We start from the raw sequence: 16,143 nt of genomic DNA on the forward strand, positions 1-16,143 counted from the left end.
CTCCGATCAGATCGGCCGGCAGATCCAGTGCAAGTAACGCCCAAGCCCGGCGAAGCTTGGGTGACGACGGTGGGCGAGCTCCATTTCCAGCAAGTCCACCAGTTCGGCGCGGGCCTGGAATTCCACCGGCATGTAGTCGTGGAAAACCCGGATCCCGCTTTGCGTTTCGACCTGCCACAAGCCTTCGAGTTGCGTTGCCAGTTCCCGTGGATCAAGGGGTTGCTGCGGGGTCAGGCTCTGCTTTTCCCCGGCCATGCTGTTCTTGCGCATTTTCTTGAAATGGCCTTTGAGCAGGTTGCGATAGATCAAGGCATCGCGGTTGTAGAACGCCAGCGACAACCAGCCGTCGGGCTTGGTGAGTTGATGCAGCACCGGCAGAATCGCATGGGGTTCGGCCAGCCATTCGAGTACGGCGTGGCAGATCACCAGATCATACGGTTCGGTGAGTTGACCGAGCAGTGCCTGCCACGGTGCCTGGATGAATGTCGCGGTCTGCCCGGCCTCGGCGAAACGCTGGCGGGCGCCTTCGAGCATCGGCTCGGCAGGTTCCGTGAAGGTCACGTCATGCCCGCGTTCGGCCAGCCACAATGACATGTGGCCGAGGCCGCCACCGATATCGAGCACCCGCAGCGGCCGATCCGGCAGCGCTTCAGCGAGGTCGGCCTGCAACACCGCGAGGCGAATCGCGCCTTTGGCGCCGCCGTAGATTTTCTCGGCGAACCGCGTCGCCAACCGATCGAAATGCCGGTCGCTCATCAGCTGAACCGCCGTTCGCTGTCGGCGAGCTTGGCGCGCACCACTTCGTTCATGTCCAGGCCCAGTTCACTGCACAGCAATAACAAATACAGGACGATATCGCCGACTTCCTGCCCGGCATGCGCCAGTGTGTCCGCCGGCAACTGGCGCGACTGGTCTTCGCTCAGCCACTGGAAAATCTCCACCAGTTCGGACATCTCGACGCTGGCGGCCATGGCGAGGTTTTTCGGGCTGTGAAATGGTCGCCAGTCATTACGGTCGCGAATGGCGTGCAGGCGTTCGGTCAATTCAACAAGGTTCATCGGGCTCTCCTGAAGGCGTATAGCTTCGGGGGGATACGTCCCGAAGGCAAGCGGCGCGCTGCGCTTTTGGTGGGAGCGGGCTTTAGGCAAACCCTCTATAGTTGCAGGGAACTCGGCCACCTCCGCTGCGGCCCAAGGCTCAGCTCTTTTCATCAGGATGCACACATGCAGGTAGAAAGCTTTTTCGAATGGCTCGGCCAGGCACTCGGCTCGATCATCCGCTTCATCGTCGATGGGCTCAGCGGCTTGTTCAACATTCTGAGCAACGCCGGCGGCAATTTCGTCGATGGGCTGGCCAGGACGCTGGGCATGGACACCTCGATCATCAGCATCCTCGCGCTGATTGTCGGCTTGATGCTGTTGTGGTCAGCGATCCGTGCGTTCATGAATGCGTCGATCATTGCCGGGATCATCTGGTTGCTGCTGGGGTTGTGGTTACTGAGCTGCATTATCCATTAACACCTTCAAAAGCCCCTCACCCTAACCCTCTCCCGGAGGGAGAGGGGACTGACCGGAGTGTTTTCGAGAAATACACCGACTTGCAATACCGCGTCGAACTCCGGTTTTGAAAACGCCAGAGATCGGCGCCCTCTCCGACCGGGAGAGAGGACTGACCGGAGTGTTTTCGAGAGATACACCGACTTGCAATACCGCGTCGAACTCCGGTTTTGAAAACGCCAGAGATTGGCGCCCTCTCGCATCGGGAGAGGGGACTGACCGGAGTGTTTTCGAGAAATACACCGACTTGCAATGCCGCGTCGAACTCCGGTTTTGAAAACGCCAGAGATCGGCTCCCTCTCGCACCGGGAGAGGGGACTGACCGGAGTGTTTTCGAGAAGTACACCGACTTGCGATACCGCGTCGAACTCCGGTTTTGAAAACGCCAGAGATCGGCGCCCTCTCCCACCGGGAGAAGGGACTGACCGGAGTGTTTTCGAGAAGTACACCGACTTGCAATACCGCGTCGAACTCCGGTTTTGAAAACGCCAGAGATCGGCGCCCTCTCGCACCGGGAGAGGGGACTGACCGGAGTGTTTTCGAGAAATACACCGACTTGCAATGCCGCGTCGAACTCCGGTTTTGAAAACGCCAGAGGTCGGCTCACTCTCCCACCGGGAGAGGGGACTGACCGGGGTGTTTTCGAGAAATACACCGACTTGCAATGCCGCGTCGAACTCCGGTTTTGAAAACGCCAGAGATCGGCTCCCTCTCCCTCCGGGAGAGGGCTGGGGTGAGGGTCGTTTCTACCGCTACAATGCAGCTCCCAAGGAGCCCGCATGTCCAACCTGATTGCCGACTGGCGCGACCGCCCGACTCACCGCAAGGTCTGGGCGCTTGCCGCGCCGATGATTCTTTCCAATATTTCCGTGCCACTGGTGGCGCTGGTCGACAGCACCGTCATCGGACACTTGCCCCATGCCCATCAATTGGGGGCGGTGGCGGTCGGCGCCAGCCTGTACACCTTTCTGGCCTGGGCCATGGGGTTTCTGCGCATGGGCACCACCGGGTTTGCCGCACAGGCTGCCGGGCGCAGCGATGGCGCGGCGTTGCGGCAGATTCTGTTGCAGGGCTTGTTGCTGGCGATGGGCCTGGCGCTGGTGCTCGGCACCCTCGGCGTGCCATTGAGCGAGGTCGCGTTGCACTTCATGCAGCCGTCGGCCGAACTCGATCAACTGACCCGCGACTTCTTTCACACCCGGTTGTTCGGCCTGCCGGCCGCGCTGGCCAGTTATGCGCTGGTCGGCTGGTTCCTCGGCACCCAGAACGCCCGCGCACCTCTGGCGATTCTGCTGAGCACCAACCTGATCAACATCGCCCTCAACCTGTGGTTCGTCATTGGCCTGGAATGGGGCGTGGTCGGTTCGGCCCGGGCTTCGGTGATCGCCGAATGGAGCGGCGCCCTGCTCGGCCTGTGGTTGACCCGTGGCGCCTTGCGCGCCTATCCCGGGCACATCGCCTGGGCCGCGTTGAAGCTGTGGCACAGCTGGCGCCCGCTGCTGGCGGTCAATCGCGACATCTTCATCCGCAGCCTGGCCCTGCAATCGGTGTTTTTCATGATCACCGTGCAAGGCGCGCGGCTGGGCGATGCGACCGTCGCCGCCAATGCGCTGCTGCTCAATGGCCTGCTGCTGACCGCCCATGCGCTGGATGGTCTGGCCCATGCGGTCGAAGCATTGTGCGGCCACGCCATCGGTGCTCGTGATCGCCTCGCGCTGCGCCGTTCGCTGGTGGTGGCCGGTGGCTGGTCACTGATCGCCAGCCTGGGGTTTGCCGCATTGTTTCTGTTGGCCGGGCACTTGTTCATCGAAATGCAGACCAACATCCAGAACGTACGCGACACGGCGTTCATCTACCTGCCGTATCTCGCCGTGCTGCCGTTGATTGCGGTCTGGAGCTACCTGCTCGACGGCCTGTTCATTGGCGCCACCCGCGCGCGGGAAATGCGCAACGGCATGCTGCTGACCATCGCCCTGCTGTTGCCGTTTGCCTGGGCGTTGCAAGGGCTGGGCAATCACGGGCTGTGGATCTCTTTCCTGCTGTTCATGGTCCTGCGCAGCCTGACCCTCGGTGGCATCGCCCTGTGGCTGCGACGTCACGACGGCTGGTTCAGCGGCGGTGTTCACTGAGCCGGCGTGTGCTTGACGAATGACACCACCTGGTCGAGCACCGGCGCCAGACGCCGAAGCGGTCGTGACAGGGTTGCCACCAGCGTCACATGACTGGGCCGCGAGTAGTACAGGTCCTGAACCGGCACGCCCGCCTCGCGCAGTTTGCGTGCCAGGCCTGCGGTGTTGCGCGTCGGGTTGACCAGAGTGTCCCGGGTCGCGGCGATCAGCAGCGCCGGGGGTTCGCCCTGCCTGACATGGTTGATCGGTTGCGATTGCGGCGGTGAGTCCGGCCAGAAAAACACCGGGCGCACGTCGGCATTCTTGATCGGCAGAAAATCATAAGGGCCGGCCAGGCCGATCCAGCCGCTGAGGTCTTTCGACGACATGCCCACCGCCCCCAGCAGGCCTGGGTCTAGCGCCAGCATCGCCGCGTTGTAGGCCCCGGAACTGTGGCCCATCAGGTACAGGCGCTGCGGGTTGCCGGAGAACGCGCGTATGTGTGCCCGGGTCCAGGCCACCGCCTGCGCCGAGTCCTCGAGAAACAGCGGATAACGCACTTGCGGGTACAGCCGATAATCCGCCAGCACCGCGACGATTCCACGCGACGCCAGCGCCTCGCCGACAAAGGCGTAATCGCCGCGATCGCCGCTGTTCCAGCTGCCGCCGTAGAAAAACACCACCACCGGCGCCCCTTCCAGAGGCTGGCGTGGCATGTACACGTCGAGTTTCTGCCGTGGATCGGCGCCATAGGCAATGCCGGCGGTTCGGTGGAAGGTGTCTTCGGGGGTCAGCGCATTCAGCAGCCTGACCGGTGAACACCCTGTCAGCACCATCAGCAGGAGCCCGCCGAGAACTGTGCCGAACCGCTGCCGCGAAGGATTTGCCATGGACGCCTTACCTCACGATTGATCTTTCTGCCAGTACCGCCGCACATGGTCGAGCCGCTCCTGCGCGGTCAGCGCGCGCGGAAAGTCTGGCAGTTCCGCCCGGGGATGCTGCAAGCGTAGCCACAACCAGGCATCCAGCACCGTCCGTTCGCTGAAACCCAGGGCCAGACCTTGCTGAACATGGGAGGCCATGCACACGTAATCGGTTCCCATCGCTTGGCTCCAGCGCCAGATGTGCTGTTCCAGCAGGCACGTCTGCAACCGCTCGCGCTGACGATACGTGAGGCTTTGTTCGATCCCCAAGGGTTCGACCGGCCACTGCGGATTGCGCAACTGCTGCCAGCCTTGACTGCCGATCGCCCGATCGGGCCAGGTGCCGCCGAACCAGCGCAACCGGCGGATCGGCCCCAGCCAGCGACTCAGCTCGGCGGCATCGCAGGCGTCGAAGAAATAGCTCGCGGTCTGGCGGTTGTAATAGCCGAGCAAGGCCCGGTGATTGCGGCCGAACGAAACCGTCAGCATGCGCCGCAGGTGACTCAACAGCAGCTGCTCCGAGGCATCTGAGTCGAGCAGCAGCCCGCGCCAGGTAAACGGATCGTGGTGACACAACGCTGCCAACGCGCTTTGAGCCTGTAAGTCGACCAACACCGGGCCCACGTCGCTGACCGGTTGAAACTCGGTGCCCTCGAATAATTGCCAGCGGCGCACCGCGACGAAGCTCTGGCGCAATACCGCCAGGGCACGGGGCGCGTCGGGACCGTCGAGCAGCAACCACCGCGCAGGTGGCTCAAGCGCCGCGCCGCTCATGGTGCGCCGCTCTGGTCCAGCGACGCGAGCAACCGACAGCTGCACACCGACGCCGGACAATGCTGGTAACTGCCACCACCGGGCACCAGACACAACAGCAACATCGGTTCCGCCGACTTCAGCCATTGCGCAAACCCGGCACTGGGCAGTTCGTCAGCAAAAACCGGCTCGCCTTCTTCGTTGTCGTCGGCAAGTGCCGGTTCCAGCAATACCCCGCTGATCACGGGTTGATCCGGGTCGCCCTCAAGAAAACTCACCACCACCTCGACACCTTCACGCAGGGTCGCCAGCGAGGTCGCGTTCAGCGACGGGGCGAGCGGCAGCCAGCAATGGCTCGCGGCGGCACCTTCGCCTTGATAGAGCCAGTCGAACTGCACCGCCACCGGTCGCGAATGATCCGGGCGCGGCTCGTCAACCGACACCACCCAGGCCCGTTGCAGACTGTGCATCGGCGGCCTGAGCCGGGCGGTAGCGGCAGGCGCCAGCATTTGCGCGACGCCCGCGATGCGATTGCTGTAGGGCGGTTCAGCGCCAGTATCGGCGCGATGTTCGATCCGGCTCAGCAGCCAGTGCCGGTTGCACTCGGCAAAGGGATGGCCGTGCAGCGACAGCCACTGCCCGCTGCGCAGGGCCGACAGATCCGATTGCCCCTCAGCCGTGCGCAACGCCGGGGCAGTCTCGCCGCCGGCTCGTGTGCCCGCCTGCAGTTGCCAGCGACGTACTGCCGGCGATTTGCCGAGGTGATCGAAGGACGCCGCGCCAGCTCCGGGCAATTGCCCGGGGTCATCGCCGAAGACCAGGCAATGCCCGTCACGCCCATGCTCGAAGTAGTAGTGGATGTGCGCCTGCGCGCACAGACGCTGGACAAATTGCAGATCAGACTCGCGGTACTGAGTGCAAAAGGCGCGTGGCGGATAGTCGCCATGCAGGTCAAAGCGGCATTGTGCACCGACAATTCCATGCTCCTTGAGGACCTGCATCAAAATCTGCGGCACCGAACGGCCGCTGAAAATCCGCTGACTGAAACGCAGCGCCAGACAACTCAGCTTCGGCCCCAGCGAAACACGACATAACCGCAACCCCTCGCCGTGCTCGTACTGGACCACACGCAGCAACTGACCATTCAGGCCTGCGCGCAATGGGCCGAACTGCAGGAAGGCGCAGCGGTACAACAGACCGGCAAGGTCCAGGTGCGGGTCAGCGATCAACAGGTCGATGTCAAAGGCAAAGGGCTCGCTGATGCCCTCACTTCCGGTAAAGGCCAGAACTTCGAAGGGGTCGGACAGACCCGCTACATCGAGACGAAAGGACGGCTCGTTGACTGGATCGAACATAGGCGGATCTCTACAGGAGGGGCGGTCGGGGATTCTCGCCGAGAGCCATGGCCGAGTAGAGTGCCGAAGTTCAACTTAGGAAATGACCTACGCGAAAAGCAGACCAGATGACTTTGCTGGCTGAGGTAGCCAGGTTTTTCGCGCGGATTTGGAGAAATGTCCCACCGGATCATCTGAAGTTTCCGCTGTAAGCGGAAAAACTTCAGACAACCCGGTGAGCGGGCAACCTGGCCTCAGGAAGACAGGTAGGAGGAGCGGGTCAGGCCCAGGCGCAAGGCATCGAGGAACTGCGTGCGTTCGCTGGCACTGATGCGGGCACTGGCGCACTTGTCGCGGTAGTGAGTCATCAGTTCTTCCGGCGACAAGTGCACGTAACGCAGCATGTCTTCGATGGTGTCGTGGGTTTCGATACCGGCGTGGTACACGCTGCCATCGGCGTTCTGATAGATGTTCACCGAGTCGGTGTCACCGAACAGGTTGTGCATGTCGCCGAGGATTTCCTGATAGGCGCCGACCAGGAACACGCCTAGCAGGTAATCTTCACCTTCATTCAAACCGTGCACCGGCAGGCTGGTCTCGATGCTCTGCTCGTCGACGTACTGGTTGATCTTGCCGTCGGAGTCGCACGTCAGGTCCTGCAGGACCGCACGACGCAGCGGCTCTTCATCCAGACGATGCAGCGGGATGATCGGCAGGACCTGGTCGATCGCCCAGGTGTCCGGCAGGCTCTGGAACACCGAGAAGTTGCAGATGTACTTGTCGGCCAGCTTGTCATTGAGTTCGTCGAGCACCTGACGGTGCGAACGCTGACGCGCCTTCAGCGAGTTGTGCAGGCGGCGGCACACGGCAAAGTAGCATTGCTCGGCCAGGGCTTTTTCGGCCAGGGTCAGCTTGCCGTCGGCGTACTGCGACGCCACGTCGCTCATGTAGTGGGTGGCGCGCCAGTAGGTTTCGGTGACCATTTCGATGTCGGTCGGGCCGAGCAGGTCGACCAGCCACTGCACGGTTTCCGGCAGGTTTTCCTTGTTTTCGATCAGCGGGATTTCGTCGTTGTGTTTCTCGACGTCGGTCACCTGCACCACCAGCATCGCGTGGTGCGCGGTCAGCGAGCGGCCGCTTTCGGAGAAGATGTGCGGATGCGGCAGGCTCTGCGCGTCGCAGAATTCCTTGAGCATGCCGACCACGACACCGGCGTAGTCGTCCATGTCGTAGTTGATCGAACTGGCATTGCGCGAGTGGGTACCGTCGTAGTCGACACCCAGACCGCCGCCGACGTCGATGTGATCGACCGGCAGGCCAAGGTTGCGCAACTCGCCGTAGTAACGGATCGCTTCCTTGAAACCGTGCTGGTAGTCAGCCAGGTTGGCAATCTGCGAGCCCATGTGGAAGTGCAGCAGGCGAATGCCCTGATCCAGGCCAGCCGCGCGGAAACGCTCAACCACCGACAACAGTTGCGCCGCCGACAGACCGAACTTGGATTTCTCGCCACCGGTGTCTGCCCACTTCGACGAGGCCAGCGACGACAGGCGCACGCGCAGGCCGACCTGTGGCTTGACCTTCAGCGAAGCGGCTTCTTCGATCACCAGGCCGACTTCGGATTCTTTCTCGATCACGATGAACACGTTGTGGCCGAGCTTTTGGCCCATCAGCGCCAGACGGATGAACTCGCGGTCCTTGTAACCGTTGCAGACAATGGTGCCGCCCTTCGGCGCCAGTGCCAGCACCGCCAGCAGCTCTGGCTTGGAGCCGGCTTCCAGACCGATGGAAACGTTCTGGGTGGCGATGATGTTCTCGATTACCGCTTCTTGCTGGTTGACCTTGATCGGGTACAGCGCGGTGTACTTGCTCTGGTACTCCAGGCGCTCGATGTTCGAGTCGAAAGCACCGGTCAGCTGACGGACGCGGTCTTGCAGGATGTCGGGGAAACGAACCAGCAACGGCAAGGACAAACCGCTCTTGCGCAGTTGATCGACTTGTTCGAACAGGTCGATAGGCAAGCTGCTCGGGCCGTTCGGACGAACTTCGACGCGACCGGCGTCATTGATCGCGAAATACCCGGCCCCCCAATGGCGAATCCCGTAAACACTGCGGCTGTCCGCAACTGTCCATTGGCTGCCATCGTCTTTACGTGTGCGTCGTACGGACATCGAAGTCCCCTATAAAGAAGTCATAGTGCGTCGCCTGATCGCAGGCCGGCGCAGTCTAAAGAATGAAAATGACGATTCGTCAGCGCGGCGGTAGACCGCACTGACCGCGTGTAGTTTAGAAACCGGTATGAACAGGCTCTGTGAAAACCATGGAGACGACGCCGGCGCTGAACATTGCAGAACCGGATCAAGCCGCAGGTGGTTTTCACAGAGGCTGCTAGCCGCCGGACTTCTTCGCCTTGAAACCGTGCTTGATCAACTCGGCCAAGAGTAGCTCGACATGATCGCCCTGGATTTCGATGACCCCGTCCTTCAACGCTCCGCCGGTGCCACAACGTTTCTTCAACGTTGTCGCCAGCTCTTTGAGCGCGTCTTCGGCCAGTGGCACGCCGGTGATGGTGGTCACCGTCTTGCCGCCACGGCCCTTGCTCTCGCGACGCACGCGGGCAATGCCGTCCCCGGCCGGGATCACGGTTTGTTTGCAGATACAGGCGTCCACCGGCTTACTGCATTCCGGGCAATGACGACCTGCGTCGGTGGAAAATACCAGACCGCCCAGGGCGGCGAAGGATGCGGCTTTTTTGGCCACCGGCAATCCTCTTCGGAGGACAAAGACTGATCGCAACCTTGGGCAAGGTTATCGACCGCGAAGCCCCACTCAGGCAGGGGCAGCGCTACTGCATCGGTAAAACGCCAGATGTCGGAGCTGTCGAGTGAAACGAGGCTGCGATCTTTTGATTTCGACGCCAAAACAAAAAATCAAAAGATCGCAGCCTGCGGCAGCTCCAACAAAAAGCAATCGCGGTGCAGCTTGAAAAGGTCGCGCAGTGTAACGGCAAAATTCCCGATTGCTAAGTGCCAATCGGCGCCAATTTATGAGTTCTTTGCGACGTCGCTTTGCTGCGCTTTCAAATAGCGTCGCAAAGCCGCCAGAGAGTCCGGGCAGTAAGGCTTCTGCTCGATTTCGCGCATCACTTGTTCGACCGGAATGAAGCGTGCTTCCAGCACTTCTTCCGGCTGAAGCTTCAGCGGGCCATCCCACACGGCGGAAAATGCCGAACACCAGAGACGGTTGTCGGTGTCCTCGAAGAAGAAATGGTCATGGGCGGTGAGTTCAACCCCGCTCACGCCCAGCTCCTCTTCCAGCTCGCGGGCCGCCGATTCGGCGTAGCTCTCGTCCGCCTGCACCATACCGCCCGCCGCCACGTCCCAGTAACCGGGATAGATGGCTTTGCTCAACGTGCGACGGTGCACGCAAAGGTCGCCGGCGGAATTGAACAACATGATGTAGGTGCCCCGGCCGATCAGCCCGCGCTCGCGCAAGTCGGCCCGCACCAGGGCGCCGAGCAGGTTGTCCTGTTCGTCGACCCAGGCGATCTGTTCGGCATCCGAGGCGGCGCGATGGGCCGCCTCTTTGGCGTTCTGACTCATGAATCAGCCCTGATTGAGCAATTGACGCAGGTCGATGACGGCAGCGTTGGCCCGGGAAATATAGTTGGCCATGACCAGCGAGTGGTTGGCCAGCACGCCGAAGCCGCTGCCATTGAGAATCATAGGACTCCAGACCGGTTCCTGCGAGGCTTCCAGCTCACGGATGATCTGGCGCACGCTGACCGTGGCGTTCTTCTTCGCCAGGACGTCGGCGAAGTCGACTTCGATCGCACGCAGCAGGTGCGACAGGGCCCAGGCCTGACCGCGCGCCTCGTAGAACACGTTGTCGATCTGCATCCACGGAGTCTCGACGACCTCCTCGTCAACCTGCGGCACTTCACCGATGGCGGGGACTTCGGTTTTCAGCGCAGTGTTGAGTTTGACCCGGCCGACGCTGGCCGACAGGCGTTGCGACAGCGACCCCAGGCGGGTGCCGACATCGCCGAGCCAGTTGTTCAGGTTGTCGGCGCGGGCATAGAACAGCGCGTTTTTCTGGGTTGGATCGGACAGGCGCGCCTGATAGCGGCTCAGGGAATTGATACCTTCCTGATACTCCGACTCACTCGACGGCAGGATCCAGCTCTTGTTGTCGAAGTTGAAACGCGGCTCGGCCTTGGCCAGATCGGCATCTTCAGCCGACTGCGACTGCGAACGGGCAAAGTCTTTGCGCAGGGCACGGGTCAGGTCGCGCACCTGCACCAGCACGCCATATTCCCAGCTCGGCGTGTTGTCCATCCACAGGCCCGGCGGGAAGCGGTCGTTGGAAATGTAGCCGCCCGGCTTGTTGAGCAAGGTGCCGGCAACGGTCTTCAGGGTTTCGACGGTGGTGTAGCCGATCACCATCTGCTTGCCTTCTTTCTCGGCCGCTACCTGAGCATTTTGCGCCACAGGAAACAGTGCCGGCTCCTGACTCCAGTACCAGCCCAGGCCAATGGTCACCAACAGATAAATGCCGACCAGAGTGGCCAGCGCACGGCTGAACAACAGCCCGCCGACGTAGCTGCGGGTGGCCGACTTGGGCTCGGCGGCACGTTCAGGCGCGCTGCCCGCGCGGTTTTTCCAGTCCAGCATGGCGATATCCTTTCAATTACTTGGGTTCAACAGTTCGACCACAACCATACAACAACGTGCCGGGGCCGGGCACCCGCGAGTATAGATAAGCCGCAAATTGCGTGAGCGGATGTCGCCTCTGTCAGATATAGGGGAATCCCTGAGGGCAGTTCCCCTACCCACACAGCTCAGGACACTGAAAAAACGGGCAAGGCTCATTCATCGTGCGGCTGTGCGCCAAACCGGAAACGCCGTCCGAATCGCCGCGAACCGCAGAGCAAGCGCCCTGCCGGCAGGGGCCTGAACGACGTGCAGGTCGAAAATAAAACCACTCGGTCAGAAACTGAATGGCGTCCCATTGCAGATTATTGACGTGCGACACGCGTCTAAGGGAAAAGAGGTGCTAGCATAGAGCCACCAGTCGATCTCAGCATGCAGCCTAACTAGTAGTCAGGATATGACCGAGCCAGAAGACCCCAGCCGTGAGCGTCTCAAGCACCACTTTGCCCAGCGGGTAATTCATCAGGCACGTCAGATTCTTGAGATATGGCAGCGCCTGCAACGCAGCGAATGGTCCACCGTCGACCTCGCCGAGCTGAGCGAGGCCAACCTGCGCCTGCTGCGTTTTGCCGAGCGTTTCGAGCAGCCTGAACATACCCAGCTCGCGCACCACATCAGCCAGTCGCTGGAAGCGGTGGATGCCAATCGCGGGCGCCTGAGCAGCGGCCTGATCACCGACCTCAATCGCCTGATGCAGCGTCTGTCGCGCACGGGCCTGCGCCACGGCGATCAACTCGACCAGACCTTTCTGCCGCCGCTGCGCAAACCGATCTACGTGATGCTGCAAGACCACGACCGCGCCGAGCGGCTGGCCAAGCAACTGGAGTTTTTCGGTCTGAGCGCGCAGGCGCTGGACAGTGTTGCGGCGTTTCGCTCTTCGATGGTCGAGCGTTTGCCAGCGGCAATTGTGATGGACGTGGACTTCAGCGGCGCCGGCGTCGGCCTGAAACTCGCCGCCGAAGCTCAGGTCGGTCTGGAGCAACCGCTGCCTTTATTGTTCTTCAGCCTGCACGAAACCGATACGCCGACCCGCCTTGCCGCCGTGCGCGCCGGTGGCCAGGAATTCCTCACTGGCACCCTCGAAGCGTCGAGCCTGCTGGAAAAGATCGAGGTGTTGACCTGCGTCGCCCAGTACGAACCTTATAAGGTGCTGATCATCGACGACTCGCGCGCTCAGGCCCTGCACACCGAGCGCCTGCTCAACAGTGCCGGGATCGTCACGCGCACCCTGATCGAACCGATTCAGGCGATGGCCGAACTGGCGGATTTCCAGCCGGATCTGATCATCCTCGACATGTACATGCCGGCCTGCACCGGCACCGAGTTGGCCAAAGTGATTCGTCACAACGATCGCTATGTCAGCGTGCCGATCATTTACCTCTCGGCCGAAGACGATCTGGACAAGCAACTCGACGCCATGAGCGAGGGCGGCGACGACTTCCTGACCAAACCGATCAAGCCGCGACACCTGATCACCACCGTGCGCAACCGCGCTGCCCGCGCACGCAATCTGAAGGCACGGATGGTCCGCGACAGCCTCACCGGCCTGTACAACCACACGCATATTCTGCAGTTGCTCGAAGACTGCTCGTTCCGCGCCCGCCGCGAGAACAAGCCTTTGAGCTTTGCCATGCTCGACATTGACCACTTCAAACGGGTCAACGACAGCCACGGCCACCCGATGGGCGACCGGGTGATCAAAAGCCTGGCACTGTTCCTCAAGCAGCGGTTACGCAAGACCGACTTCATTGGCCGTTACGGCGGTGAAGAGTTCGCCATTGTAATGCCCGACACCGACATCGAAGCTGCGCACAAAGTGCTCGACGAAATCCGCCAGCGTTTTGCCGAAATCCACTACCCGGCCCAGCCGCAGGATTTGTGGTGCACCTTCAGCGCAGGTGTGGTGGAGATGAGTGATGACTCCGACAGCCTGATGATGGCCAGCCAGGCCGACGAGGCGCTGTACCGCGCCAAGGATGGCGGACGCAATCGGGTGCAGACCGCGCGGGAGTCAAAGCAAAGTGCCACTTTTTCATCGGAATCCACTGATTCGGTCATAACCCTGTAATAGAAACGCAATAAATTCAGGCGCTTACCATTCTGCCGTTGGTAGCCGTCATGCGCCTGAAGTTGCTCACCAATCTCAATACTCTGCTGCTGGTCGCCGTCTGCGTGGCCCTGGGTGCCACTTTGTGGTGGTCGCAAAAAGCCCTGGAACGCCCGTATCTGTTGATGGAGCGCTACCTGGGGCTGTCGCAGCAATTTCAGAATGACGTGGCGCGCAACGTCGAGGATTACCTGGCCAGCGGTGATGCCCTGCGCCTGAGCAGCGCCAGTCAGGCCATCGAAGGTTTGCAGAAAGAACTCGGCGAACTGCCGCCGGCGCTGGCCGACACCTTGCGCCCGAGCCTGTCGAGCCTGGAAGAATTCAGCAAAACCGACCTACTCGCCGCCGGCAAACTGGCCGGTGATCCGCAGGCCCTGCTGTTGCAGGCCGAGCGCGAGTTGAGCGCCAGCCTCGACCAGCTCAACACTTATGCCAACGGCAACGCGACTTATCTGACACCCCTGCTGGCCGCGTCGCAGCACTTGGGCAAACTGTCACTGGCGCGGGACAAACTGGTCAGCAGCGGGCGCAGTGAGCTGGCCGCCGATGTCGAGCGTGAAGTCAGCAACATCCGCACCCAGGCCCAGGCCCTTGATGCCCTGCCCCTGCTGGGCGTGGTCGCCAAAAACGAATCCGGCAGCGATGACTTCGCCGCGATGATGGGTATCGAAAGTACAGAAAAAGCCGTCGCCGAAGACGCCGGCGTCGGCCTCAAGCGCGAACTCAACAGCCTGCTCGGCCGCTATCCGGCGGAGCTTGCGCGCACCCGCGAGCAGATCCAGAAGCGCACCGACCTGAGCACCGCGACCCATCTGAAAATCGCCGCCGTCCAACAAGCCATTGCCGGGCTGGAGCCGGTGGTACGTGCCCAGCACGGGCATATCCAAGGCGAAGTGCGCCTGATGCAAGGCGTGATGATCGGTCTGATTCTGCTGATCGCGCTGTTGATCGACACGCTGCAGCGACGCCTTTCGCGCACCCTGACCAACCTCGCCCCGGCCCTGTCGACCTGGGCCGAAGGCGATTTCAGTCGCGACATTCGTCTGGGCAAGACCAACCGCGAACTGCACGACATCGAAGCGTCGCTCAATCGGCTGCGCGCCTATCTGGTGGACCTGGTCGGGACGATTCGCGGCAACGCCGAACAAGTCGCCGGCAGTAGCCGCACCCTCGCCGAACTGAGCAACGACCTGCACAGCGGCGCCGAGCATCAGGCCGGTGACACCGCGCTGATCCGCGACTCCCTCAGTGAACTCGAAGCGACCATTCAACAAGTCGCTGGCGATGCACGCCAGGCTGCGGATGCCAGCCGCCATGCCGGGATTGCCGTCGAGCACGGCCAGACGGTTATCGGGCAAAGCCTGACCGGATTGCACGCGTTGGTAGGTGAAGTCCAGGGTAACGCGCAAATGATCGAGCACCTGGCCGAAGAGTCGGCAACCATCGGCGGTGTGCTGACGGTGATCCGCTCGATTGCCGACCAGACCAACCTGCTGGCGCTGAACGCGGCGATTGAAGCGGCCCGTGCCGGGGAAATGGGTCGCGGGTTTGCCGTGGTGGCCGAGGAGGTCCGTTCGCTGGCGCAGCGTACCGCCGGGGCGACGGCGGAAATTCAAACGCTGATCGCCGGCCTGCAAACCGCCGCCCGGCAATCGGTCGAAGGCATGCGCGCGCAGGTCGAACACGCCGAGGCCACGGCCAATCAGGCGCAAGCGGCGGATGGTGCGCTGGATAAAATCGTCGGGGCGATCCAGACCATTTCCGACACCGCGATCCGCATCGCCGATGTCACCGCCCAGCAGAGCGGCGCGGTCAGCGAGATTCGCGATCACAGCGAGCGGATTCATCAGTTGGGTGGGGATAACCTGCTGCGCATCGGCGAAGGTCGGGAACAGGGCGAGAACCTGCTGGTATTGGGCGGGCAACTGCACACCGCCGTACAGGCGTTTCGCGTCTGACAAATTGCCTTCGCGAGCAAGCTCGCTCCCACATTGGAATGCATACCCCTGTGGGAGCGAGCTTGCTCGCGAAGGTGTCAGTCCAGACACCACAAGTGACCGGATCAAATCACTTGGTCACATATTTCGCGCAAACATCGGCCATCGTGCTGGCTATTGCATAGAACTGGACAGTCATAAAGTCTTTGCGGCATAGTCGCCGGGTTCTGACGACTGCTCATTCATAACAAGGACAACGCAGATGGCAACCTTACTGGTCCTGCACGGCCCCAACCTGAACCTGCTCGGCACCCGCGAACCCGGCACCTACGGTTCCACGACGCTGGCGCAGATCAATCAGGATCTGGAACGCCGCGCCCGTGAAGCCGGCCATCATCTGCAATATCTGCAAAGCAATGCCGAGTACGAATTGATCGACCGCATCCACGCCGCACGCGGCGAAGGCGTCGATTTCATTCTGATCAATCCAGCAGCTTTTACACATACAAGTGTTGCATTACGTGACGCGCTGCTGGGAGTGAGCATCCCATTCATCGAAGTGCATTTGTCCAACGTGCACAAACGCGAACCTTTCCGCCATCACTCTTACTTCTCCGATGTAGCGGTGGGAGTGATCTGCGGCCTTGGCGCCAGCGGTTACCGACTGGCCCTGGAGGCTGCGCTAGAACAGCTTGAAACACAGGCAACGGCTTGAA

At 61.6% G+C, this 16,143-nt stretch carries 14 protein-coding genes; 5 read left to right on the top strand and 9 right to left on the bottom strand.

All coding sequences use genetic code 11. From position 1 onward, the window contains the following. Positions 1–6: 6 nt before the first annotated feature. On the bottom strand, positions 7–756 hold the full coding sequence (locus K5Y35_RS04225) for a methyltransferase domain-containing protein (RefSeq protein WP_222833744.1): 750 nt from the start codon (positions 754–756) through the stop codon (positions 7–9). Then, positions 756–1,058 carry a MazG-like family protein gene (locus K5Y35_RS04230; protein ID WP_123471061.1) on the bottom strand — a complete coding sequence of 101 codons (303 nt, stop codon included), beginning with the start codon at positions 1,056–1,058 and terminating at the stop codon, positions 756–758. The genes K5Y35_RS04225 and K5Y35_RS04230 overlap by 1 nt, the downstream gene beginning before the upstream one ends. Positions 1,059–1,223: 165 nt before the next feature. On the opposite strand from K5Y35_RS04230, the gene K5Y35_RS04235 reads away from it, so the two are divergent. Together K5Y35_RS04235 and K5Y35_RS04240 are read left to right on the top strand one after the other, a co-directional pair. Then, complete coding sequence (locus K5Y35_RS04235) at positions 1,224–1,517, top strand: hypothetical protein (RefSeq protein WP_222833745.1); 294 nt, start codon at positions 1,224–1,226, stop codon at positions 1,515–1,517. Between the two features lie 818 nt (positions 1,518–2,335). Further along, the gene (locus K5Y35_RS04240) at positions 2,336–3,685 is read left to right on the top strand and encodes an MATE family efflux transporter (RefSeq protein ID WP_123471060.1); all 1,350 of its coding nucleotides are present in this window, start codon (positions 2,336–2,338) and stop codon (positions 3,683–3,685) included. Here the strand turns inward: K5Y35_RS04240 and K5Y35_RS04245 are convergent. From K5Y35_RS04245 to K5Y35_RS04275, 7 genes are all read right to left on the bottom strand, one after another. Continuing rightward, a complete protein-coding gene (locus K5Y35_RS04245) occupies positions 3,679–4,554 on the bottom strand; it encodes an alpha/beta hydrolase (RefSeq protein WP_222833746.1) in 876 nt (291 codons plus the stop codon). The two genes, K5Y35_RS04240 and K5Y35_RS04245, sit on opposite strands and share 7 nt — an antisense overlap. 12 nt (positions 4,555–4,566) lie before the next feature. Continuing rightward, positions 4,567–5,361: a DUF4123 domain-containing protein gene (locus K5Y35_RS04250; RefSeq protein WP_123471056.1), complete on the bottom strand. Its 795-nt coding sequence runs from the start codon at positions 5,359–5,361 to the stop codon at positions 4,567–4,569. After that, complete coding sequence (locus K5Y35_RS04255) at positions 5,358–6,695, bottom strand: type VI secretion system Vgr family protein (RefSeq protein WP_186747454.1); 1,338 nt, start codon at positions 6,693–6,695, stop codon at positions 5,358–5,360. Before K5Y35_RS04255 ends, K5Y35_RS04250 begins: the two co-directional genes overlap by 4 nt. 233 nt (positions 6,696–6,928) lie before the next feature. Next, the gene (gene speA, locus K5Y35_RS04260) at positions 6,929–8,842 is read right to left on the bottom strand and encodes an arginine decarboxylase (RefSeq protein WP_222833747.1); all 1,914 of its coding nucleotides are present in this window, start codon (positions 8,840–8,842) and stop codon (positions 6,929–6,931) included. A gap of 217 nt (positions 8,843–9,059) precedes the next feature. Then, positions 9,060–9,431 carry a translation initiation factor Sui1 gene (locus K5Y35_RS04265; protein ID WP_041068080.1) on the bottom strand — a complete coding sequence of 124 codons (372 nt, stop codon included), beginning with the start codon at positions 9,429–9,431 and terminating at the stop codon, positions 9,060–9,062. A 284-nt stretch (positions 9,432–9,715) separates the two neighbouring features. Then, positions 9,716–10,273 (bottom strand): NUDIX hydrolase, encoded by a 558-nt coding sequence (locus K5Y35_RS04270; RefSeq protein WP_123471053.1) that lies wholly within the window; start codon positions 10,271–10,273, stop codon positions 9,716–9,718. A gap of 3 nt (positions 10,274–10,276) precedes the next feature. Next, entirely contained in the window at positions 10,277–11,344 is a 1,068-nt protein-coding gene (locus tag K5Y35_RS04275) for a DUF2333 family protein (protein ID WP_123471051.1), read from the bottom strand. A gap of 436 nt (positions 11,345–11,780) precedes the next feature. Between K5Y35_RS04275 and gcbA the strand changes: the two genes are divergently transcribed. From gcbA to aroQ, 3 genes are all read left to right on the top strand, one after another. Continuing rightward, the gene (gene gcbA / locus K5Y35_RS04280) at positions 11,781–13,451 is read left to right on the top strand and encodes a diguanylate cyclase GcbA (protein WP_123471050.1); all 1,671 of its coding nucleotides are present in this window, start codon (positions 11,781–11,783) and stop codon (positions 13,449–13,451) included. A gap of 953 nt (positions 13,452–14,404) precedes the next feature. Beyond that, a complete protein-coding gene (locus K5Y35_RS28085; protein WP_410055920.1) occupies positions 14,405–15,448 on the top strand; it encodes a methyl-accepting chemotaxis protein in 1,044 nt (347 codons plus the stop codon). A gap of 241 nt (positions 15,449–15,689) precedes the next feature. After that, positions 15,690–16,142: a type II 3-dehydroquinate dehydratase gene (aroQ, locus tag K5Y35_RS04290; RefSeq protein WP_123471047.1), complete on the top strand. Its 453-nt coding sequence runs from the start codon at positions 15,690–15,692 to the stop codon at positions 16,140–16,142. Position 16,143: the final 1 nt, after the last annotated feature.

This window comes from Pseudomonas sp. SC3(2021), assembly GCF_019856535.1.
Taxonomy (GTDB): domain Bacteria; phylum Pseudomonadota; class Gammaproteobacteria; order Pseudomonadales; family Pseudomonadaceae; genus Aquipseudomonas; species Aquipseudomonas monsensis.

What these genes read in the sequence shown, in the direction of transcription:
- K5Y35_RS04225 (WP_222833744.1), bottom strand. Translation starts at nt 756, where the DNA reads ATGAGCGACCGGCATTTCGATCGGTTGGCGACGCGGTTCGCCGAGAAA.
- K5Y35_RS04230 (WP_123471061.1), bottom strand. Translation starts at nt 1,058, where the DNA reads ATGAACCTTGTTGAATTGACCGAACGCCTGCACGCCATTCGCGACCGT.
- K5Y35_RS04235 (WP_222833745.1), top strand. Translation starts at nt 1,224, where the DNA reads ATGCAGGTAGAAAGCTTTTTCGAATGGCTCGGCCAGGCACTCGGCTCG.
- K5Y35_RS04240 (WP_123471060.1), top strand. Translation starts at nt 2,336, where the DNA reads ATGTCCAACCTGATTGCCGACTGGCGCGACCGCCCGACTCACCGCAAG.
- K5Y35_RS04245 (WP_222833746.1), bottom strand. Translation starts at nt 4,554, where the DNA reads ATGGCAAATCCTTCGCGGCAGCGGTTCGGCACAGTTCTCGGCGGGCTC.
- K5Y35_RS04250 (WP_123471056.1), bottom strand. Translation starts at nt 5,361, where the DNA reads ATGAGCGGCGCGGCGCTTGAGCCACCTGCGCGGTGGTTGCTGCTCGAC.
- K5Y35_RS04255 (WP_186747454.1), bottom strand. Translation starts at nt 6,695, where the DNA reads ATGTTCGATCCAGTCAACGAGCCGTCCTTTCGTCTCGATGTAGCGGGT.
- speA (WP_222833747.1), bottom strand. Translation starts at nt 8,842, where the DNA reads ATGTCCGTACGACGCACACGTAAAGACGATGGCAGCCAATGGACAGTT.
- K5Y35_RS04270 (WP_123471053.1), bottom strand. Translation starts at nt 10,273, where the DNA reads ATGAGTCAGAACGCCAAAGAGGCGGCCCATCGCGCCGCCTCGGATGCC.
- K5Y35_RS04275 (WP_123471051.1), bottom strand. Translation starts at nt 11,344, where the DNA reads ATGCTGGACTGGAAAAACCGCGCGGGCAGCGCGCCTGAACGTGCCGCC.
- gcbA (WP_123471050.1), top strand. Translation starts at nt 11,781, where the DNA reads ATGACCGAGCCAGAAGACCCCAGCCGTGAGCGTCTCAAGCACCACTTT.
- K5Y35_RS28085 (WP_410055920.1), top strand. Translation starts at nt 14,405, where the DNA reads ATGATCGGTCTGATTCTGCTGATCGCGCTGTTGATCGACACGCTGCAG.
- aroQ (WP_123471047.1), top strand. Translation starts at nt 15,690, where the DNA reads ATGGCAACCTTACTGGTCCTGCACGGCCCCAACCTGAACCTGCTCGGC.